An 18,572-nucleotide genomic window follows, 5' to 3' on the forward strand; every position below is an offset into this window, starting at 1 on the left:
TCTTTTCTTACTTTACTGGAGTTAAATGCTATAGGAACTGTAAAAAATGATTAGATTGTGATAAGAATGGGAAATGTCCTCTTGTGAGTATAAGAATAATGGAGGAGATTTCAAATGGTTAAACAATGGACAACTACAACATTGCATAATGACGTAGAAATGCCAACGCTTGGTCTTGGTGTTTGGAAAATGGAGAATAACGATGAAGTAAAAACAGCAGTCAATGCCGCAATTGATGCAGGATATAAAGCGATCGATACTGCTGCTGCATACAAAAATGAAGAAGGTGTTGGTGCTGCTATTAAAGAAAGCAGTACACCACGTGAAGAACTTTTTATTACATCAAAAGTATGGAATGATGATCAGGGCTATGATTCCACCCTTCAAGCATTTGAAGACACGGTTTCAAAGCTTGGAATTGATACGTTAGACCTTTATTTAATTCATTGGCCTGTAGAGGGCAAATATAAAGAGACATGGAAAGCGATGGAGAAGCTCTACAAAGATGGTCGAATTCGTGCCATTGGTGTCAGCAATTTCCATCCCAATCATCTTGAAGATTTAATGAAAGATGCAGAAATTAAACCGATGGTAAACCAGGTAGAATTCCATCCACTTCTAAATCAAAAAGAGCTTCGTGAGTATTGTAAACAGCATTCTATTCAACTAGAAGCATGGTCACCACTTGCTCAGGGAAAACTATTAGATCATAAAGTTGTGAAAGAAATTGCAGAGCAGCACGGTAAATCTACTGCTCAAGTGATCATTCGATGGGATCTTGAACATGAAGTAGTAACAATTCCTAAGTCGTCAAATCCCGAGCGTATTAAACAAAACTTTGATGTTTTTGATTTTGAATTAACACAAGATAACATCCGCGCGCTTGATGAGTTAAATCAGAATGAACGAATGGGTCCTGATCCTGACAACTTCGATTTTTAAGACGAAGCCGGCCATGTGCCGGCTTTTTGTATGCAACCATTCCTTTTTTGTTACGTCTGTATTGTGAAGGGAGAGAAGAAAATGAGGAAATGGCTGTATGGATTTGTACTATCAGTATTGATCGTTACTTTTTTCTCAGGTGTGTGGTATACCATGATTCGAGAATCGAGTACAGAAGCGGTGAATTCTGTAGCACCTATCGCGAAGACTCAGGCAGATCGTGAGTACTATGAACTTGGTGAACCATATGTCGAAGAAGATATGGATGGGGAGGAGCTTTTTCGATTAGAAGTTAATGTGTTGGATGAATTGCCTGAAGAAGCCATCTTAAAAGAATTAGATAAAACACAAGAGTACATTGGGTTTGAACTTTATGCGAAAAATGATCAAGAAGCTGGCCTCGATTTCAAGCCTTATTATTCAAAGCTAAAAGTAAATGGTTCGCAAGTAGAACCTGCCGACTTTGTCATCATTGAACAAGACGGTTGGAACAAATTCATGATGAAAAACCAAGGTTCATTTCGGCTTGTGCTCATTTATCCTGTCGATCGAGATGCAAAAGAAATGACGCTTGTGATTTCCCCTGAATTTTACTATAAGGATATCTTGTATAAATGGATGAGGTAGCATTTTCATTAAATTTGACAATGTTACGGAAAGGAGATGAAATTATCTCGAATTCGAGATAATTAAAAGGAGAGATGAGTCAATTGCGTATAGAACGTTTTCGTGTAAATCAGCAGGGCGTAGGAGAATTTGATGGTGGTAAAATCACAGAACAAAAGCCAATTGGCTTTCCAGGAGAAGGTTCAGAGGTAAAACGAGTTGGTCCTTTGTTTTATTGGGCATGGGCTAAAGCAGAGCACGAAGGGTATATCCCTCTCCATCCACATCAAGGATTTGAAATCATTACGTATGTGATCAGTGGAAAAGCAGAGCACGGTGACTCACTAGGAACTAGAAGTGTTGTGGGAGCCGGTGGCCTTCAAGTGATGCAGACAGGATCGGGTGTTTCTCATGAGGAAGGTTTCGTTGGTCCAGATATGCAAGGCTTTCAAATTTGGTTTGAGCCTCATTTAAGAGAAGCGCTGCGACGCAAACCAACTTACCAACAGTTTGAACACGAAGAGTTTCAAACAATCGTTAAAGATGGAGTGAAAATAAAAGAAATTCTAGGAGATGATTCCCCTGTTTCATTCGAAACAGATGCACTTATGTGGGATGTTTTGATTGAGGACGAAATCATGTTTCAACAATCCTTAACTAAAGGACGCTCGCTAAGTGTTCTTGTTTTAGATGGTGTTGGTGAACTAAATGAGCATGTTTATGAAGCGAAAGATTTTTTTGTTATTGATGGTGCAGAAAGTGCTGAAATGATCGTTCAATCTAAAGAAAAGACGCGACTTTTAATAATCGAGGTTCCGACATCAGTTAGTTATCCATTGCTTCGAAAATAATCCTATATGCTTTTCCCGATCGATTTACTGGAGATTAATTCCTCTTGTAGTGTACGATAGATAGTATACATCAATTGGGAGGGCTGGAATCTTATTATGAACCACTTGTATCATTCTTATATAAAAAATGATCGGCAGAAGAAATTATTGAAGATGGCGAATACGCTCGCAGATTCATTTTCTGAGAGGGCGGATGAAATCGACAAGGAAGGTCGTTTTCCTTTTGAGAATTTCGAAGAATTAAAGAACTCCGGATATGTTGCTTTAACTGTTCCAACAAAGTTTGGTGGAAAAGCGATTGATCTATATGAATTTGTTATGCTTCAAGAGCGTATTGCAACAGGAGATGCTGCTACCGCGCTCTCAATTGGTTGGCACCTTGGACTTATGCTCGAAATGAGAGACGAGCAAACATGGACAGATGACGTTTATGAGCGACTTAGTCGTCTTATTATGAAAGAAAATGCTTTGTTTAATCGTGCTGCTTCAGAGCCTGCGACAGGAAGTCCGACCCGTGGTGGAATGCCACAAACGAAGGCAACAGAAAAAGATGGACAATGGATTATTAACGGACGAAAGTCATTTACTTCAATGGCACCCGGACTCCAATACGCGCTTGTTTCCGCTCAAATTGGAGATACAGGTGAAAAAGGTTTTTTCCTTATTGATATGAACCTTTCAGGTGTCGAAATTGAAGAAAAATGGGATACGATTTCGATGAGAGGGACACGAAGTGATGATCTGGTACTTAACGATGTTGTCCTACCGAAGGATGCTTTAGTGGAAGGTCCTGAATCCCCTAAGAGTAAGTTACCAAAAGCGTGGCTTCTTCACATTCCTGCATGTTATTTAGGAGTTGCAATAGCTGCTCGAAATGAAGCAATTGCTTTTGCATCTACGTATTCTCCGAATAGTCTACCCGGTCCCATTAAAGAGGTACCCGAAGTGCAGCGTAAAATCGGCGAAATGGAACTAGAATTGATGCGAGCACGAGAAATGATGTATTCTGTTGCTTTAAGGTGGGTTTCTGAACCTGATAAAAGGTCAGAAATGGGACCTGAACTAGCTGCTGTTAAACATGTTGCGACAAATAGTGCAGCTAATGTGGTAGATCAGGCAATGAGAATTGTTGGAGCTAGAGCGCTTTTTAAAGACAATCCAATGCAGCGCCATTATCGAGACGTAAGAGCGGGTTTACACAATCCACCTATGGATGACGCTGTTATATCAATGCTTGCGAAAAATGCAATCAGTCATTACGAATCTTCCTAAGGGGAGATTTTTTTTGAGAAAAAATGAAACCCTCTAATTAGACGTTTTTTACTACCTCATCTTTCAATATGCCAGCAATCTAGTTCATTAGATTTAAATTAGTCAGAAAAAAAGGAAAAAACTATTCGAATAGCGAAATAGATCACTAAGAAACGAAAGGAGGGGAGAAAAGTGAGAGAACGTCGAACCGTTTCTTTAAGTGGAAGCTTGTTGTTAACTTATCCATGGGAAATGGAGCGTAAGGAGCAAGCATTAAAAGAACAAGGTATCTATAATAGGAATAGCCAAAAAGAACAGGAGTTGAAGGAGAATAAATGATTTCCTTTCATGATAGTCTCTTCATAAATGCATTATAGCTTAGAGCCGCGCGAAAGAATAATCGCTTCGGCTCTATTTTAATTGGAAAGGATGTAGGTCTTATGTTATCAAAAAAAACGATCGGTTATGGAACGATGTTATCTAGTATTCTTATCTTAAGTATGGGCTGTAAACAAGGGAAAGGCACGTTACATCAAAAAGGAAAATGGTCATCATCTTTACATAGAATATTAAGCGATCATCGACTCAAAGGAGCAATTGCTGGGGTCAGCGTACGTTCCGCAAAAACTGGAGATTTACTTTTTGATCATAATGGAGATACAAGACTAACTCCTGCTTCAAATATGAAGCTCATTACTGGAGCTGCTGCTCTCGAAATGCTTGGCTCTGATTACCGTTTTACGACTGAGGTTTGTACAGATGGCGAAATACACGACGGAACTTTAATCGGCAATCTTTATTTAAGAGGAAAGGGAGACCCTACCCTTCTAAGAGAAGACTTTGATCAATTTGTTAGTCAGCTTAAATCAATTGGTGTAAAACGGATCGAAGGAAATGTAGTAGCAGATGAATCGTGGTTTGATGATCAGCATCTTTCTGAAGATATGATTTGGAGCGATGAGCACGAATATTATGGAGCGCAAATTTCAGCGCTTACCGTTTCACCAAATACCGATTACGATGCAGGTACTATTATGGTGACTGTTTCGGGAGGGGAAATCGGGAGCGCACCAGAAGTCGTGCTTCATCCTAAAACTAATTATGTTAACATTGTTAATTTGGCAACGACCGTATCTTCTGAAAAAGAAGGGGAACTTGTTATTAAACGGGTTCATGGGTCAAACACGATCACTATTTCAGGTACTATTTCACAGTTTGGTGATCCGGAAACGAATTGGGTCGCCGTTTGGAATCCTGGAGCTTATGCTCTGGACCTTTTTTCCGATTCGCTGCTAACACATCATATCGCTCTATCTGGAAACAAAGAGATTGCGTCTACACCTAGTCATGCAAAGACGCTTCTATCCAAGAAATCAATGCCGCTTTCAGAATTACTCATACCGTTCATGAAACTGAGTAATAATGGACACGCCGAAGTACTTTTAAAGGAAATGGGGAGGGTTCACTTAGGAAAAGGAAGTTTTGAAGCAGGTTTAGAAGTCGTTAAGACTTTTTTGAGAAGTGAAGGATTAAATCCTAATAACATGTGTTTACGAGACGGATCCGGCATCTCGCAAATGAACCTTATTCAACCAAACGAACTTTCGAAGCTTTTATATACATTACAAAGCAAGAAATGGTTTTCATCGTTCTTTGATTCGCTCCCAGTAGCAGGAGCTCAAGAGCGGTTCGTAGGGGGTACACTACGTGAGCGGTTAAGAAAAACTTCTGCTGAAAACGTAATCTTCGCGAAAACTGGTTCACTAATAGGGGTTACCTCATTGTCCGGTTATATTAAAAGGCAAAAACCTCTTGTTTTTTCAGTTATTATAAATAACTTTCTTGATGAAGAAGAAATGGAGAAAATTGAAGATGAAATTATGCTTATCTTAGCGGGTGACGTATTGTAATATGGCTGCAATTGCAGCCTTTTTTAATGTAGAATAGGAGAAATATATGATTCTACGTCAGTTTACATGATGACTGTTATAATAGGTATGGATTAGATTTGGTAAAGAGAGACAAAGCCTTGAGCGAATTGCGATTATTTCGGCTATACATAGAAAGAGGCATGCAGCCTAAATAAAAAGAAGTACAAACGGTGTACTACCGATGATAGAAAGGGGGATGTCATGCTTAAACGTCTCTATCAGTATCTTTTATTTATATGTGTGATTTTATCTGTATCAACAATCTGGTATAAGTCTCCCATACAACAGGAGATCTTGATTGGTACATGGATTGTCTTCTTTATTGATTATATTGTGTTTCTATATTTATCAAAAAGCCGATGGGACTACATTAAACGTCATCCTTTTGATTTGGTTGCACTGATCCCTCTTGACTCAATTTTTCAAGGAGCAAAGCTTGCGAGGCTTTATCGATTATGGCGGATTAAAACAATTGCAAAACGATTTAGTAACCCCATTCTAGGGAAAGCCATGGGAATGTCACCTCAAACATGGTTTTACACAAGTTTTGCCTTTGTTATTGTTTCAACATTCCCGTTTTATTTCTATGAGCCAGTTGTCGATTCTTTTCAGGATGCTGCGATATGGTCATTAGGTTCAATTATATTTGTTGGACGTTTTTCCGTTGAACCAACTTCTTTTATTGGAAAAATGGTGATCATTCTCTTAACGATTGTTGGCATTCTTCTTCACGCTTTAATCGTACGAACCGCTTTTCGATACGTTGATTATTTACGAAAAAAATGGTCATCCAAAGAGGATGACCATTCAGAAGCCTAGTAAAACCACTTAACGATAAAGAAAGTGCAAAGTGATAGCGTGATGGACACAATTGTGATAATCGCCATTGGCTTCAGGGCTTTATTTTTCAAGTCTTTTAAACTAACGCTTAAACCGAGCCCTACCATAGCAGCGGTTAAACACCACGTTGTAATTTCTGTCACAACATTCATGGCTGAATCAGAGAAAGGGATAATGGGCCCGAGAAGGAATGTTCCTGCTAGACTCATGATCACAAAGCCAACTAAAAACCAAGGAAATGCTACTTTTTGTTGCGTACCCTTGTTTTTGCGTTTCATAAGATACATGAACAAAAAACATACTGGGACAAGGAGAAAAACCCTTCCAAGCTTGGCAAGTAAGCCCATTGCTAATGCAGTTTCTCCCCCTGGTGCTGCAGCTAGAGCAACGTGAGCGACTTCATGGAGTGAAATTCCAGACCATACTCCATATTCACTTGATGTTAGTGGCAGGAATGGGCGAAGAATCGTATACCCAATGGAAAAAATCGTTCCAAACAAAGCTATAATACCAACGCCGATTGCTGTATCTTCTTCTTTCGCTTCAACGATCGGTGCAACAGCTGCAATTGCAGCAGCTCCGCAAATCCCTGTACCCGCGCCAAGAAGCAGCGTAATAGACTTATTAGCATTCATTACTTTAGAAAGCCAAATAGATGATAATAGAGCAAATGCAATAACAACTGCACCTAGTAATAGAATAGGTAGTCCATCTTGAAGAATCATACTAACATTTAATTTCATTCCATATAAAATGATCGCAAACCTAAGTAGTTTTTTTGATGAAAATGTGATGCCTTTTCTGAGCCACTCCGGATAGCCAGCCACTTGACGGTATGCAATCGCAATTAAAATTGCTGAGGCTAGTTGTCCAGTAAGCTTAAACCCTGGGACCATGGCGAGAAAATAACCTAATAACGCAATAAAAAACGTAAAGGCAATGCCAAGAATCCAGCGTATGGGTTCCGGTAGTGTTTGCTGATGTCTTAACGTGTTGATCATATTCTTTCCTCCGTTTCTCCTTCTATAGTTTACGTTACGAAGTATTATAAGTGAAATAATTATATTGAATGGTTATAATAAGTAATAACTTATAGTTAGAGGTGAGGAAGTGGATCAGCAATTAAAAGTGTTTGTTACAGTCGTCGATAAGCGAAATTTCTCCAGAGCAGCTGAAGAACTACACATGACACAGCCTGCCGTTAGTCAATATATTAAAAGCTTAGAAGAGACCCTTGGTACTAAGTTACTAGAGAGAAACAACCGATCGGTAGAAATGAACAAAGCTGGTGAAATTGTTTATCATCATGCAATAGAGTTATTAAATTTATATTCAAAAATGAACTATTTATTGGATGACCTGACGAACAGAGCAAGTGGCAAACTGACAATTGGTGCAAGTTACACTTATGGTGAATATGTTTTGCCACATGTTATTGCTTCAATACGAAAAAAGTATCCTTTAATTACACCAGCTGTCACCATTGGAAATTCAAGAGAAATTGGAGATCTTGTTTATTCCCATCAGCTAGATGTTGGTATTATTGAGGGAGACTATCCAGCAAGAGACATGAAAGTAGATAGTTTCACACAGGATGAAATGGTCATAGTAGCAGCCCCTTCACATAAGAATGTCGATCATGGGAGCATACTTGAAAATGAAATGTGGATTGTCCGTGAAGAAGGTTCTGGAACGAGAGAAGCGAGTGAAAAAATGTGGGAGCTTCTATCGATTGACCCTTCTCAAAAAATGGCATTTGGAAGTACGCAACTCATTAAAGAGTCCGTCGAAGCTGGAATTGGCATAGGTATCCTTTCAAAATGGACGATTCGAAAAGAATTGAAACTCGGAACATTAAAGATTCTTGAATTGCCCAATTTTAGATACACGCGAACGTTTTCGATATTAATGCGCTCTCCCTTTCAAACGAAAGTTCTTGAAGTCTTTCTCGATCACGTCCATTCTCATCATAAAACATAAGCGTTCAGTAGAGAGTTATTGGTGAGCATGATATAGTATAGAAATTGTGAAAGAACGAATGGTTAAAAGGAAGCGATAGATAATGAAAGAAATGATAGAAGAATGGCAATTAGCGCTTCGTGCGGAAATAGCCCATTTAAAAAAGTTTGGAAGTAGGCCAATAAAAATTGTTAACGGTCGATTATTATCAGGGGATGATTTTCGATACTATTTTGATGCACGTTCGCTTATTCAGATTCCATCTGGATCAAAAATACGCATTGAAATGAAACATATAAAACGCGATGGAAGAATGTTATCTTCAGAAGGGAAAAATGTCATTCTCGCCCTTGAGGGTGATTTTGGCGATCAAATTAGAGAAGCTGATCTTTACCATGATCCGTGGGAATTGCTTGATGAGCTGCACGAACGCCTGGAAGAAATAAAGAAAAGTAAAAGAAGGTTAGCGCGGGTTAGCAAATTAATGAATCCACCTAAAACGGTTAAACACCCTGAAGAAAAAATTAAGAGTCATCTTCACGAGTTGATTCTTAGGTCAAAATATAATCCAGTAACTTATGTATGGGGGCCACCAGGAACTGGTAAAACACATAACCTGGCAAGAGCCGCCGCAAACCACTTTTTTAAAGGAAATAGCGTTCTAATTTTATCGCATAGTAATCAAGCTGTTGATGTTTTAATGAGAGAAATAGCTCTTTTTGCTGAGAAAAGGGAGAAGTTTGAAGAAGGTAAAATCATGCGCTATGGCCTGCAACGTGACGTTCCATCTATTTTGCCGCTATATACAGATCAGTTACTGAGAGCACAACATCCAGATCTTGCTGAAGAGAAAGAGAGTATAGTGGAGGAACGGAAGAATTTAAAAGACGATTTATCAAATTCCTTTAGCAATCGTGATTCAACTCAGCTGCTAAAGTTAGAGTCTAAATTAGGGAATGTTCTCGAAAAGATTCGGCGTAAAGAAATGGAATTCGTTAAAAACGCTACGATAATAGGAACTACTTTAACAAAAGCAGCGATTGATGAAACGATTTACCGAAAAAGAGTTGATGTTGTCATTATTGATGAAGCTAGTATGGCTTACGTGCCCCAGGCAGCGTTTGCTGCCTCGCTTGGAAAACGGGTTGTGATATGTGGTGATTTTAAACAGCTTCCCCCTATAGCATCATCCCGCCATCCGCTCGTTTCAAAATGGTTAAAAGAAGATGTTTTTCATCGGGCTGGCATTATTGAAACGGTTCAATCGGGTAACCTTCATCCTCAACTGTTTTTATTAAATGAGCAGAGGCGTATGCATCCAGTTATTTCAGCTTTTACAAACAAAACAATTTATCATTCTCTTGTTAAAGATCATCCCACAACGGCTACGTTAAGGAAAGCCATTACTGAAAAACTTCCTTTCAAAGGAATGGCTTCCGCTCTCATTGATACAAGTCATACAGGTGCTTATTGTTTCACTGGCCACTCGTCAAAATCTCGGATGAACGTATGGCAACTCTTCTTATCTTTTCAAGCAATTTACGAATCATTGCAATCAGGAATGACCTCGATTGGCTATGTAACACCTTACCGTGCCCAATCGAAACTCATGGGATTATTGATAGAAGATCTTCTTTCACAGACTGACCAAGCAGATATTCTATCTGCAACTGTTCATCGATTTCAGGGAAGCGAACGAGATATGATGGTGTTTGATACAGTAGATAGTGATCCAGAATTCCGTCCTGGAATGCTACTTACAGGAAATAATAGCGAGCGTTTAATCAACGTCGCTATGACCCGTACGAAAGGGAAATTTATACATGTTAGCAACGTGGATTATTTCAAAAACCGGATGGCTCAATCTAAAACGCTCAGACAATTAATGGAGCACCAGTTACAGAAAAACGAAAGAATTAGACCTACTCAAATAGGAAAGTGGATTACACATCATCATGCTCATTTAAAATGGAGTCATGCTTTAAACACTGAAGACGTATTTGATGATATTCAAAAAGCAAACGAAATCATCATTTCTATTCCAACCGGCACATCGCTAACAAAAGAGTGGATAAAAACGTTGAAATCCTCCCCAGGTAAAACAATCATCCTCTCCCAAGCGGTCGTTCAAGCGATTCCGTTGGCGGTTCATGTGGCGTATGAAGTTCCCTTTCCCTTTGTAGCTATTGATCGAAAAATATTCTATCTTGGCATGCCATTTGAAGGAATGAAAAATGTCCTTCCACCAGCGGTTTCAGCGAGGTTGGAATCAGCGCTTGTTACTGGTGAGATATTAAATCAAATCCTCCCATCAGACGCTTAAAAGAGAATGCTTTTGCTTTTCTTCATTTGCGTTACTGTGTTAAAGTTATAGAGTCGAATGAATTGAATGAAAGCAGGTGACTTATGGCGATTCAAAAGCTTGAACATGTTGGCGTACAAGTGCGAAACATTGAAGCATCGAAAGGGTTTTATCAAGGAATGATTGGACTCGAACTACTTGATGAATTTGATCATCCTGATGGCGATAAAAAACTAGCTTTTCTTGGTTTTAATGGTGAAATTTTAGTGGAGTTAATTGAAGGCTATGATTCAGATTTACCTACGGAAGGTAAAGTTCACCATATCGCCTTTACAGTAAAAAATATTGAACAAGAACGCACCCGTCTTCATGATCTTGGTGTAACGTTTATTGATGAAGGTATCAACACATTGCCTAACGGAGCAAAGTATCTTTTCTTCGCAGGACCAGATGGTGAATGGCTTGAATTTTATGAACCTGCATCTAAATATAGCAAGTAAATACTAAAAGACAGTGTCCCCGTGAAAGGGCACTGCTTTTTTCTGTTCAAGAGTTCCAATCCTTTCGTTTTTAAACGCTCATCTTCGCTTTTTTGTCTGAGCAGGAAACTCTTAAAAAGGGTGATCATGCTGTAAGATTGAAGAGAATAAAAGTCATAGAAAGAAGGAATCGTTATGGCCAAACAGCAAGATCTTCAGAAAGAGAAGATCTGGACGCGTGATTTTATTTTTATTTGCATGGCAAACTTTTTTATTTTTGCTGGATTCCAGATGACCTTACCTACACTACCTTTGTTTGTGAATGAACTTGGCGGCAGTGATCAGCTAATTGGTTTTGTGGTCGGTATCTTTACCTTATCTGCTTTACTTATTCGACCATGGAGCGGGCACGTACTGGAATCACTTGGAAGAAGAATCATTTTCTTAATTGGATTATTGGTTTTTGTCATATCGGTAGGATCTTATGCGTTCACTGGCAGTCTTGTTCTGTTATTCCTAATGCGGGTAGTCCAGGGACTCGGATGGGGTATGTCGACAACGGCGGTAGGCACAATCGCAACGGATTTAATTCCACAAAAGCGAAGGGGAGAAGGAATGGGGTATTTTGGCCTTGCAGGAAATTTAGCTATGGCTTTTGGTCCAGCTCTTGGTTTATTCCTAATCGCTCTTTCAGGTTTTAAAACAATGTTTTTGATTGCAGCCTCTGCAGGTTTGCTTTCATTCATCATCGCTTCGATTATTCGCTATAAACCTGCGAACAAAACACCTATTGAGAAAAAGAAATGGGACATCTTTGAGAAGACAGCATTAATGCCTTCGATATTACTTTTCTTCATAACAATGGTCTTTGGAGGAATCGCTACCTTTCTACCATTGTATGCTGAACAGTTAGGTATTGATGGAATTGAATGGTACTTTGTCGTGTTTGCTGTATCGCTTATGCTTGTACGTGCTTTCGCAGGACGAATCTATGATCGGAGGGGCCATAAAGCTATTTTTCTTCCAGGCGCCTTTTTAATTTTAGCGGCAATGATTGATCTTACGTTATTGGCGAATCAATTTATGCTCATTCTTGCAGCTGTATTATTTGGGATCGGGTTTGGGTCTGTGCAGCCTGCTCTTCAAGCATGGGCAGTTAATGAAGCACCTAATCACAGAAAAGGAATGGCGAATGCTACCTTTTTCTCATTCTTTGATTTAGGTGTAGGTCTAGGGGCAATGTTTTTCGGTTTGATCGCATCCACATTTGGCTATGCTGATATTTATTTAACAGCAGGTATATCCGTTATCATTTCAATGGTGATTTACGTTATTTATTTAAAAAGAAGTGCTACGGTACAAAGACACCATGAAGCTGTTCAATGGAAGTAGGAAAATGAGCTCGTAAACCGAGCTCATTTCTTTTTTATCGACTACTCGGAATGAGCATCTCCTTGTTCACTTCATTTAGATCGCGACACCCTGACAACGCCATCGTTAAATCAAAATCAGCAAGAAGGTTAGAAAGTACATGCTTCACGCCTGCTTGCCCAGCTACAGCTAGTCCGTACATACATGGTCGTCCTACGAGAACGGCTTTGGCTCCAAGTGCAATGGCTTTAAATACATCAGCACCTCTTCTAATTCCACTATCCATTAAAACAGGAACTTGATTTTCTACAGCTTCCACAATGGCCGGTAGAGCATCGAGTGCTGAGATTGCACCATCCACCTGGCGCCCACCATGGTTTGAGACGATAATCCCATCGGCTCCATATTTTAAGGCTAGTTTGGCATCATCGGGATGAAGGATGCCTTTTAAAATGATAGGCAAAGATGTATACTTTCTTAGCTCTGCTAAATCCTCCCACGTGAGTCCGGCATTTCCAAATACATGAGTCCAATGCATAATTGCCCCCATAGCATCTTCTTCAGGAGGTACATGGAGTCCAGCGCGAAAAGCAGGATCCGTTAAATAGTTCCCAATTCCTTCTCCAATCAGAAAAGGCAAGTACACATTCTGTAAATCCAATTCACGCCATGCCATCATAGGAGTGTCAAGCGTTACGACGATTGCTGAGTATCCAGCGAGTTCCGCTCGTTGAACAAAACTTTTAGCGATCTCTGGATCACGACTCCAGTAAAGTTGAAACCACTTAGGTGCGTCTCCCATTATTTCAGCAATTTCTTCCATAGAATGACTTGATGCCGAGCTAGCAATGTAGGGGATTTCCATTAAAGCAGCGGCTTTCGCTGAAGCAAGTTCGCCTTCTTGATGGATAATGGATTGCACACCAATTGGGGCAACTAACAATGGAGCAGGGAGCATCTGACCGTACAAGCCTACTTTTAAGTTTCGGTCTTCAACATGACGAAAGACGCGGGGCACGATATTCCATCTCTTGAATGCTTCGCGGTTCGCATTTTTCGTTTCTTCCGCCCCAGATCCTCCAGCTACATAATGATAAGGTCCATCCTCAAGAATTTCCCGTGCTCGTGCTTCCCAATCTTCATATCTTGTTGGTAAACGCTCCGGATCAGGTGAAAGCATCTGCTTATAAATACCAAACTGAATTTCATTGCCGATATTAGCCATTGGAACGACTCCTTTATGAATGTAGTTAGTTGAATCTTCTTTGCTTTCTATCCAATTCCTTCTTTAAAATGGAAACTTTATATTAATATAATTAGAAAATAGCAGGATTTTGTATGTTAGTTTCGAAATAGTAGGATGGCACTAAATTTGCATACTGGGGGACAATCATGAAGCTTTCAGTCATACATACGAACGATATTCATAGTCACTTTAACAACTTCGCTAAAGCAACATCACTTATTCGCGATTATGCTGATGAACACACGCTAGTGTTAGATGGTGGGGACTTTGCAGATTTTAAAAGCATCGAGCTTCAGGGAACACGAGGGGTCGGGGCAGTGAAGATGTTGGAATCGACTGGTTACGATGCCATTACGATAGGAAATAATGAACTATTTAATGGAAATGATACATTAGAGCATATGGCGGTTCAGAGCACGGTACCGTTCATTAGTTGCAATCTACTTAAAACTAACGGTGAAACGTTCAAAGGAGTATATCCTAGTACGATTCTGATTAAAAATGAACTTCGCATTTTAATTACGGGTGCTTCTCCAGATTTACAAGAGTTCAATGATTTAATGGGCTTTCAAATTTTAGAATATGTAGAAGCGATCAGAACAGAAATTAATAAGCAACATGGAAACTATGATGTTTGTATTGTTTTAAACCATGTTGGCACACAAGCAGATATCGAATTAGCAGAAGCCATCGATGAAATTGATTTGATTTTATCCGCACATGACCACGTCCTTTATGAGGAAGCAAAAATAGTGAATAATACGATACTAAATTCAGCAGGTATGTATGGTGAGCATATTGGAATTATTGAAGTTGATGTATCAAATGAAGGCGTAGAACTATTAGCTTCTTCTACCATATCAACAGCTAAAGCGGTTGAAGATGTCGAAATTCAAAATATATTACAAGTAAGTAGGGAAGAAGCGATCGCTCACCTAAGTAAACCGCTTTATACCGTTAGCAAACCATTGTGGCATGACGTACTAGAAGAGAATCCGATGACCAATTTAATCGCAGATGGTTTGAAAGATCGTTTTGATTGCGATCTAGGGCTAATAAATAGTGGAATTGCAAATGGCGGTCTCATCGGCTATGTTTCCAATAAAAAACTAATTGAAATTTGTCCATCTCCACTAAATCCTACTTATTTTGAAATTCAAGGAAAAGACCTTTACGCAGCTCTTGAAAGTTCATTAAATAGCTCGGTTTGTATGGCTGATGGAAAAGGACCTGGTTTTCGAGGGAAGTATGTCGGACGGCTTCATGTTTCTGGTGCAAAAATTCAACATAATCAAAATCAAATAAAGATGATTACAATTAACGATGAAGCTTTCGATCCCGAGCGGTGGTATCGTGTAGCTTCATCAGATTACTTGCTAAGAGGTTCTGGGTATGGAGAGCTAGCAAACAATCGAAACTTTCATTATCAACCAGATGAAATAAAAGATGTTATTAGAGAATACGCCGAGAAGGAAACTTTTGTAATAAATGCTTTCAAGAATCGTTGGGTGTAGACTATTTCCGTCTTGAGTTCGTGTAGCTCGTACTCTAGACGTTCCTAGAAAAAGGAAATGAAACTTAAATTTAGGCCACATTGAAAGGAAGAAGATAAATGCGCGACGAACGATTAAGTCAGTTAGCTAAGACGCTAGTCCATCACTCCATTGAAGTTAAGATTGGTGAACGCGTGATGGTGACGGGTCATCAAATTGCCAAACCGTTAATACGTGAAATCATTAAGGAGATTTATGCAGCCGACGGGGTGCCATTTGTTGAATTACGTGATGATGAAATAGACGTTCACTTGGCTGAATTTGCAACAAAAGAGCAAGCAGAGATTCAAAAAGAATGGTATGCGAAGCAATTAGAAGATGTGCAATCGTTTATTCATATTCGAGCTGAAGAAAATGATGCGACATTGTCAGAACTTGCATCTGATGCCATGAAACTATATGGAGAAGTTTTCAAAGAGATCGATCATAAAATGGTGAATGAAAGAAAGTGGGTACTTCTTGATTATCCAACGCCAGCAGCAGCACAAAAAGCAAAAATGGGGACCCTTACTTATCAGGATTATTTGTTTGAAGTGTGTAGTCTTGATTATAAACGAATGGCGGAAAAGCAACAGCCGCTTTTTGATTTAATGGAAAAGACTGATCAAGTAAAGATCATCGCACCTGGTACGGATCTCTCATTTTCTATTTTAAATATCCCAACTATCGCTAGCCACGGAAAGAAAAACATTCCTGATGGAGAAGTGTTTACATCACCCGTCAAGGAGAGTGTAAATGGTATAATTTCATTTAATACACCTTGTTCTTATCAAGGGATTACCTTTCACAACGTAAAATTAACGTTGGAGAAAGGGAAGATTGTTCATGCGGAAGCTGACCAAACAGACAAACTGAACGAAATCCTAAATCTTGACGAAGGAGCACGCTATATTGGGGAATTTGCTATCGGATTGAATCCACTAATTAATCATCCAGTAGGGAATACCTTATTTGATGAGAAAATAAATGGTAGTATCCATTTTACGCCTGGACAAGCTTATGATAATGCCGACAATGGAAACCGCTCAATGATTCATTGGGATATGGTTTTGATACTACGGAAGGAGTTTGGTGGGGGAGAACTGTATTTCGATGGTCAACTCATTCAGAAAGATGGGGTTTTTGTAACAGATGACTTGATTGATTTAAACCCAGAAAATCTTAACCAAAAAGAAATTGTACGCTAATCAGCAACCACAGGCAGAATGATGCTTGTGGTTTCCTTTTATAATAACTAAGAGAGAACGGAAAAATAATAGTAAAATTATAAATTTCAATTACCGTAATAATTTACTAATTTTATAAAAAAGTATATAAATAAATATAGCTCCAGACACGTTAAGTCAAGAGAAAAAACAGAAGTTCTTATCATCCCCCAAATATAGCATGAATGGTACAAACCACATTTTTACTTTTTCAGTTCATTAAGAACGAATGACACAATATGCACGTAAACAAAACTAATTGCTTCTATACTCACACAATGATACAAAACATATATTGTGTATCATTGTGAAAATGAATGAAAGCTTATTTTTAGGGGTTTTCCTCTTTTACAGGAGAGGCCAGAAGGGTATAATGATACATATTGAACAAAATCTTATTATTAATGATACATATTGAATGTAGAAAGAAGGTTGCCTACATGAACACGGTTCAGCCGATTCGAGATCCTCAGAAGATAAAATTAGTAAAACAAAACCTGCGAAAGCGAAATTCCAGAGATTGGTTTTTGTTTAATATGGGAATTAACACTGGTTTACGGATTAGTGATTTACTACCTTTACGTGTTGGTGACGTTCGTAACCAAACCCATATCATCATAAAAGAAAAAAAGACCGGAAAATCAAAACGCTTTCCAATTAACTATGCACTTAAGGAGCTTATCGAATCGTATACGTTTGATATGGAAGAACGAGATTTTTTGTTTCCTTCAAACAAAACAGATTTACCTATCCAACGAGGTCAGGCTTATAAAATTCTAAACCAGGCTGCTTCAGAAGCAGGGCTTTCTGAAATAGGAACGCATACAATGCGAAAGACATTTGGTTACTTTTACTATAAACAGACGAAAGATGTAGCAATGCTTCAAAAGATCTTCGGCCATTCTGCACCATCGATTACTTTAAGATACATTGGCATTGAGCAAGAGCAAATGGATGAATCACTGTTTAACTTTAGTTTGTAAAATTACTTCAAAATCGGAACATGTTATACTTTTTTTGAGAGGAGGGGAATTAAGCTCATTAAAAGCAGATTAGCGTTAATGATTTATTAGACTACTATATTAATGAAGAAACACGGAAGAAGGTTGCGTTTTGGTTCCGCTTACAAATTAGGGGGAGGTTTTGTCATTGGGAAAGAAAGATCATCAAGATCCAACGGAAGCGTCCATACATACTGATTTTAAAAACAATATGACATACGGAGAATACTTAAGCCTTGATAAGATACTTGCAGGGCAGAATAGGTTATCCGACCATCATGATGAAATGCTTTTTATCGTTATTCACCAGGTAAGCGAATTATGGATGAAATTAATCTTGCATGAACTAAGAGGTGCAATTGAAGCAATCGAAAAAGATGAATTATCAACTGCTTTTAAAATGCTTGCGCGTGTTTCGAAAACTCAGACCCAAATCATTCAGGCTTGGGACGTTCTCTCAACGTTAACCCCGTCGGAATACATGCAGTTCCGCGATTCGCTCGGACAGGCTTCTGGTTTTCAGTCTTATCAATACCGTATGATCGAGTTTGCATTAGGCTATAAAACACCTCACGTTTTAAAGATTTATGAGAAAGATAAAGAGCTTCATGAAGAACTAAAAGACGCTTATCAAGAACCCGGTATTTATGATGTAGCGATTAAAGCTTTATCGAGGGCGGGATTACCTATTGATAAGGACGTTCTTGATCGCGATGTGACCGAAACATACAGAAGGAATAACTCAGTGATGCAGGCATGGTTGACCGTATATCGAGATGTAGAAACGTATTGGGACCTATATGAACTAGCTGAGAAGCTTGTTGATATTGAAGATTGGCTCCAACAATGGCGTTTCCGTCATATGAAAACAGTTGAAAGGATCATCGGGTTTAAACAGGGGACTGGAGGCTCATCCGGCGTTGGATATTTAAAGAAAGTTCTGGATCATCGCTTTTTCCCTGAACTTTGGGATATTCGAACAGAGCTTTAGTATAATTTAATATTATTATGTAAACAAACACTAAAAAATGCCCT

17 protein-coding genes are annotated in these 18,572 nt (G+C 38.9%); 15 read left to right on the plus strand and 2 right to left on the minus strand.

Features of this window, described 5'->3' with window-relative positions:
- Nucleotides 1–114: 114 nt before the first annotated feature.
- The 7 genes from LCL91_RS04345 (at nucleotide 115) to LCL91_RS04375 (ending at nucleotide 6,400) form a co-directional block, all read left to right on the plus strand.
- Nucleotides 115–942 carry an aldo/keto reductase gene (locus LCL91_RS04345; protein WP_224880278.1) on the plus strand — a complete coding sequence of 276 codons (828 nt, stop codon included), beginning with the start codon at nucleotides 115–117 and terminating at the stop codon, nucleotides 940–942.
- Between the two features lie 81 nt (nucleotides 943–1,023).
- The gene (locus LCL91_RS04350) at nucleotides 1,024–1,569 is read left to right on the plus strand and encodes a hypothetical protein (RefSeq protein WP_224880280.1); all 546 of its coding nucleotides are present in this window, start codon (nucleotides 1,024–1,026) and stop codon (nucleotides 1,567–1,569) included.
- Between the two features lie 74 nt (nucleotides 1,570–1,643).
- The gene (locus LCL91_RS04355; RefSeq protein WP_224880283.1) at nucleotides 1,644–2,399 is read left to right on the plus strand and encodes a pirin family protein; all 756 of its coding nucleotides are present in this window, start codon (nucleotides 1,644–1,646) and stop codon (nucleotides 2,397–2,399) included.
- 96 nt (nucleotides 2,400–2,495) lie between these two features.
- Nucleotides 2,496–3,671: an acyl-CoA dehydrogenase family protein gene (locus LCL91_RS04360; RefSeq protein WP_224880285.1), complete on the plus strand. Its 1,176-nt coding sequence runs from the start codon at nucleotides 2,496–2,498 to the stop codon at nucleotides 3,669–3,671.
- A gap of 171 nt (nucleotides 3,672–3,842) precedes the next feature.
- Nucleotides 3,843–3,989, plus strand: coding sequence for a hypothetical protein (locus tag LCL91_RS04365; protein ID WP_160919521.1), 147 nt, complete (start codon nucleotides 3,843–3,845; stop codon nucleotides 3,987–3,989).
- Nucleotides 3,990–4,090: 101 nt separating this feature from the next.
- A complete protein-coding gene (gene dacB / locus LCL91_RS04370) occupies nucleotides 4,091–5,560 on the plus strand; it encodes a D-alanyl-D-alanine carboxypeptidase/D-alanyl-D-alanine endopeptidase (RefSeq protein ID WP_224880288.1) in 1,470 nt (489 codons plus the stop codon).
- A gap of 222 nt (nucleotides 5,561–5,782) precedes the next feature.
- Nucleotides 5,783–6,400: a hypothetical protein gene (locus tag LCL91_RS04375; RefSeq protein WP_224880290.1), complete on the plus strand. Its 618-nt coding sequence runs from the start codon at nucleotides 5,783–5,785 to the stop codon at nucleotides 6,398–6,400.
- On the opposite strand, the gene LCL91_RS04380 is transcribed toward LCL91_RS04375, so the two are convergent.
- Nucleotides 6,397–7,422, minus strand: coding sequence for a YeiH family protein (locus LCL91_RS04380; RefSeq protein ID WP_224880292.1), 1,026 nt, complete (start codon nucleotides 7,420–7,422; stop codon nucleotides 6,397–6,399). The two genes, LCL91_RS04375 and LCL91_RS04380, sit on opposite strands and share 4 nt — an antisense overlap.
- Nucleotides 7,423–7,531: 109 nt before the next feature.
- On the opposite strand from LCL91_RS04380, the gene LCL91_RS04385 reads away from it, so the two are divergent.
- From LCL91_RS04385 to LCL91_RS04400, 4 genes are all read left to right on the plus strand, one after another.
- Nucleotides 7,532–8,401: a LysR family transcriptional regulator gene (locus tag LCL91_RS04385; protein ID WP_224880295.1), complete on the plus strand. Its 870-nt coding sequence runs from the start codon at nucleotides 7,532–7,534 to the stop codon at nucleotides 8,399–8,401.
- Nucleotides 8,402–8,483: 82 nt separating this feature from the next.
- Nucleotides 8,484–10,703 carry a DEAD/DEAH box helicase gene (locus tag LCL91_RS04390; RefSeq protein ID WP_224880297.1) on the plus strand — a complete coding sequence of 740 codons (2,220 nt, stop codon included), beginning with the start codon at nucleotides 8,484–8,486 and terminating at the stop codon, nucleotides 10,701–10,703.
- 83 nt (nucleotides 10,704–10,786) lie between these two features.
- Nucleotides 10,787–11,182 carry a VOC family protein gene (locus tag LCL91_RS04395; RefSeq protein ID WP_224880299.1) on the plus strand — a complete coding sequence of 132 codons (396 nt, stop codon included), beginning with the start codon at nucleotides 10,787–10,789 and terminating at the stop codon, nucleotides 11,180–11,182.
- Nucleotides 11,183–11,356: 174 nt separating this feature from the next.
- On the plus strand, nucleotides 11,357–12,553 hold the full coding sequence (locus LCL91_RS04400) for an MFS transporter (RefSeq protein ID WP_224880300.1): 1,197 nt from the start codon (nucleotides 11,357–11,359) through the stop codon (nucleotides 12,551–12,553).
- A 34-nt stretch (nucleotides 12,554–12,587) separates the two neighbouring features.
- On the opposite strand, the gene LCL91_RS04405 is transcribed toward LCL91_RS04400, so the two are convergent.
- On the minus strand, nucleotides 12,588–13,757 hold the full coding sequence (locus LCL91_RS04405) for a lactate 2-monooxygenase (RefSeq protein WP_224880302.1): 1,170 nt from the start codon (nucleotides 13,755–13,757) through the stop codon (nucleotides 12,588–12,590).
- Between the two features lie 167 nt (nucleotides 13,758–13,924).
- On the opposite strand from LCL91_RS04405, the gene LCL91_RS04410 reads away from it, so the two are divergent.
- From LCL91_RS04410 to kynA, 4 genes are all read left to right on the plus strand, one after another.
- Nucleotides 13,925–15,292 (plus strand): bifunctional metallophosphatase/5'-nucleotidase, encoded by a 1,368-nt coding sequence (locus tag LCL91_RS04410; protein WP_224880304.1) that lies wholly within the window; start codon nucleotides 13,925–13,927, stop codon nucleotides 15,290–15,292.
- 98 nt (nucleotides 15,293–15,390) lie between these two features.
- Nucleotides 15,391–16,518: an aminopeptidase gene (locus LCL91_RS04415; RefSeq protein ID WP_224880306.1), complete on the plus strand. Its 1,128-nt coding sequence runs from the start codon at nucleotides 15,391–15,393 to the stop codon at nucleotides 16,516–16,518.
- 458 nt (nucleotides 16,519–16,976) lie between these two features.
- On the plus strand, nucleotides 16,977–17,519 hold the full coding sequence (locus LCL91_RS04420) for a site-specific integrase (RefSeq protein ID WP_160919532.1): 543 nt from the start codon (nucleotides 16,977–16,979) through the stop codon (nucleotides 17,517–17,519).
- 166 nt (nucleotides 17,520–17,685) lie between these two features.
- Entirely contained in the window at nucleotides 17,686–18,528 is an 843-nt protein-coding gene (gene kynA, locus LCL91_RS04425) for a tryptophan 2,3-dioxygenase (RefSeq protein WP_224880308.1), read from the plus strand.
- The last annotated feature ends 44 nt before the right edge of the window (nucleotides 18,529–18,572 follow it).

It is taken from the genome of Guptibacillus hwajinpoensis (genome assembly GCF_020171785.1).
Lineage (GTDB): Bacteria > Bacillota > Bacilli > Bacillales > Guptibacillaceae > Guptibacillus > Guptibacillus sedimenti.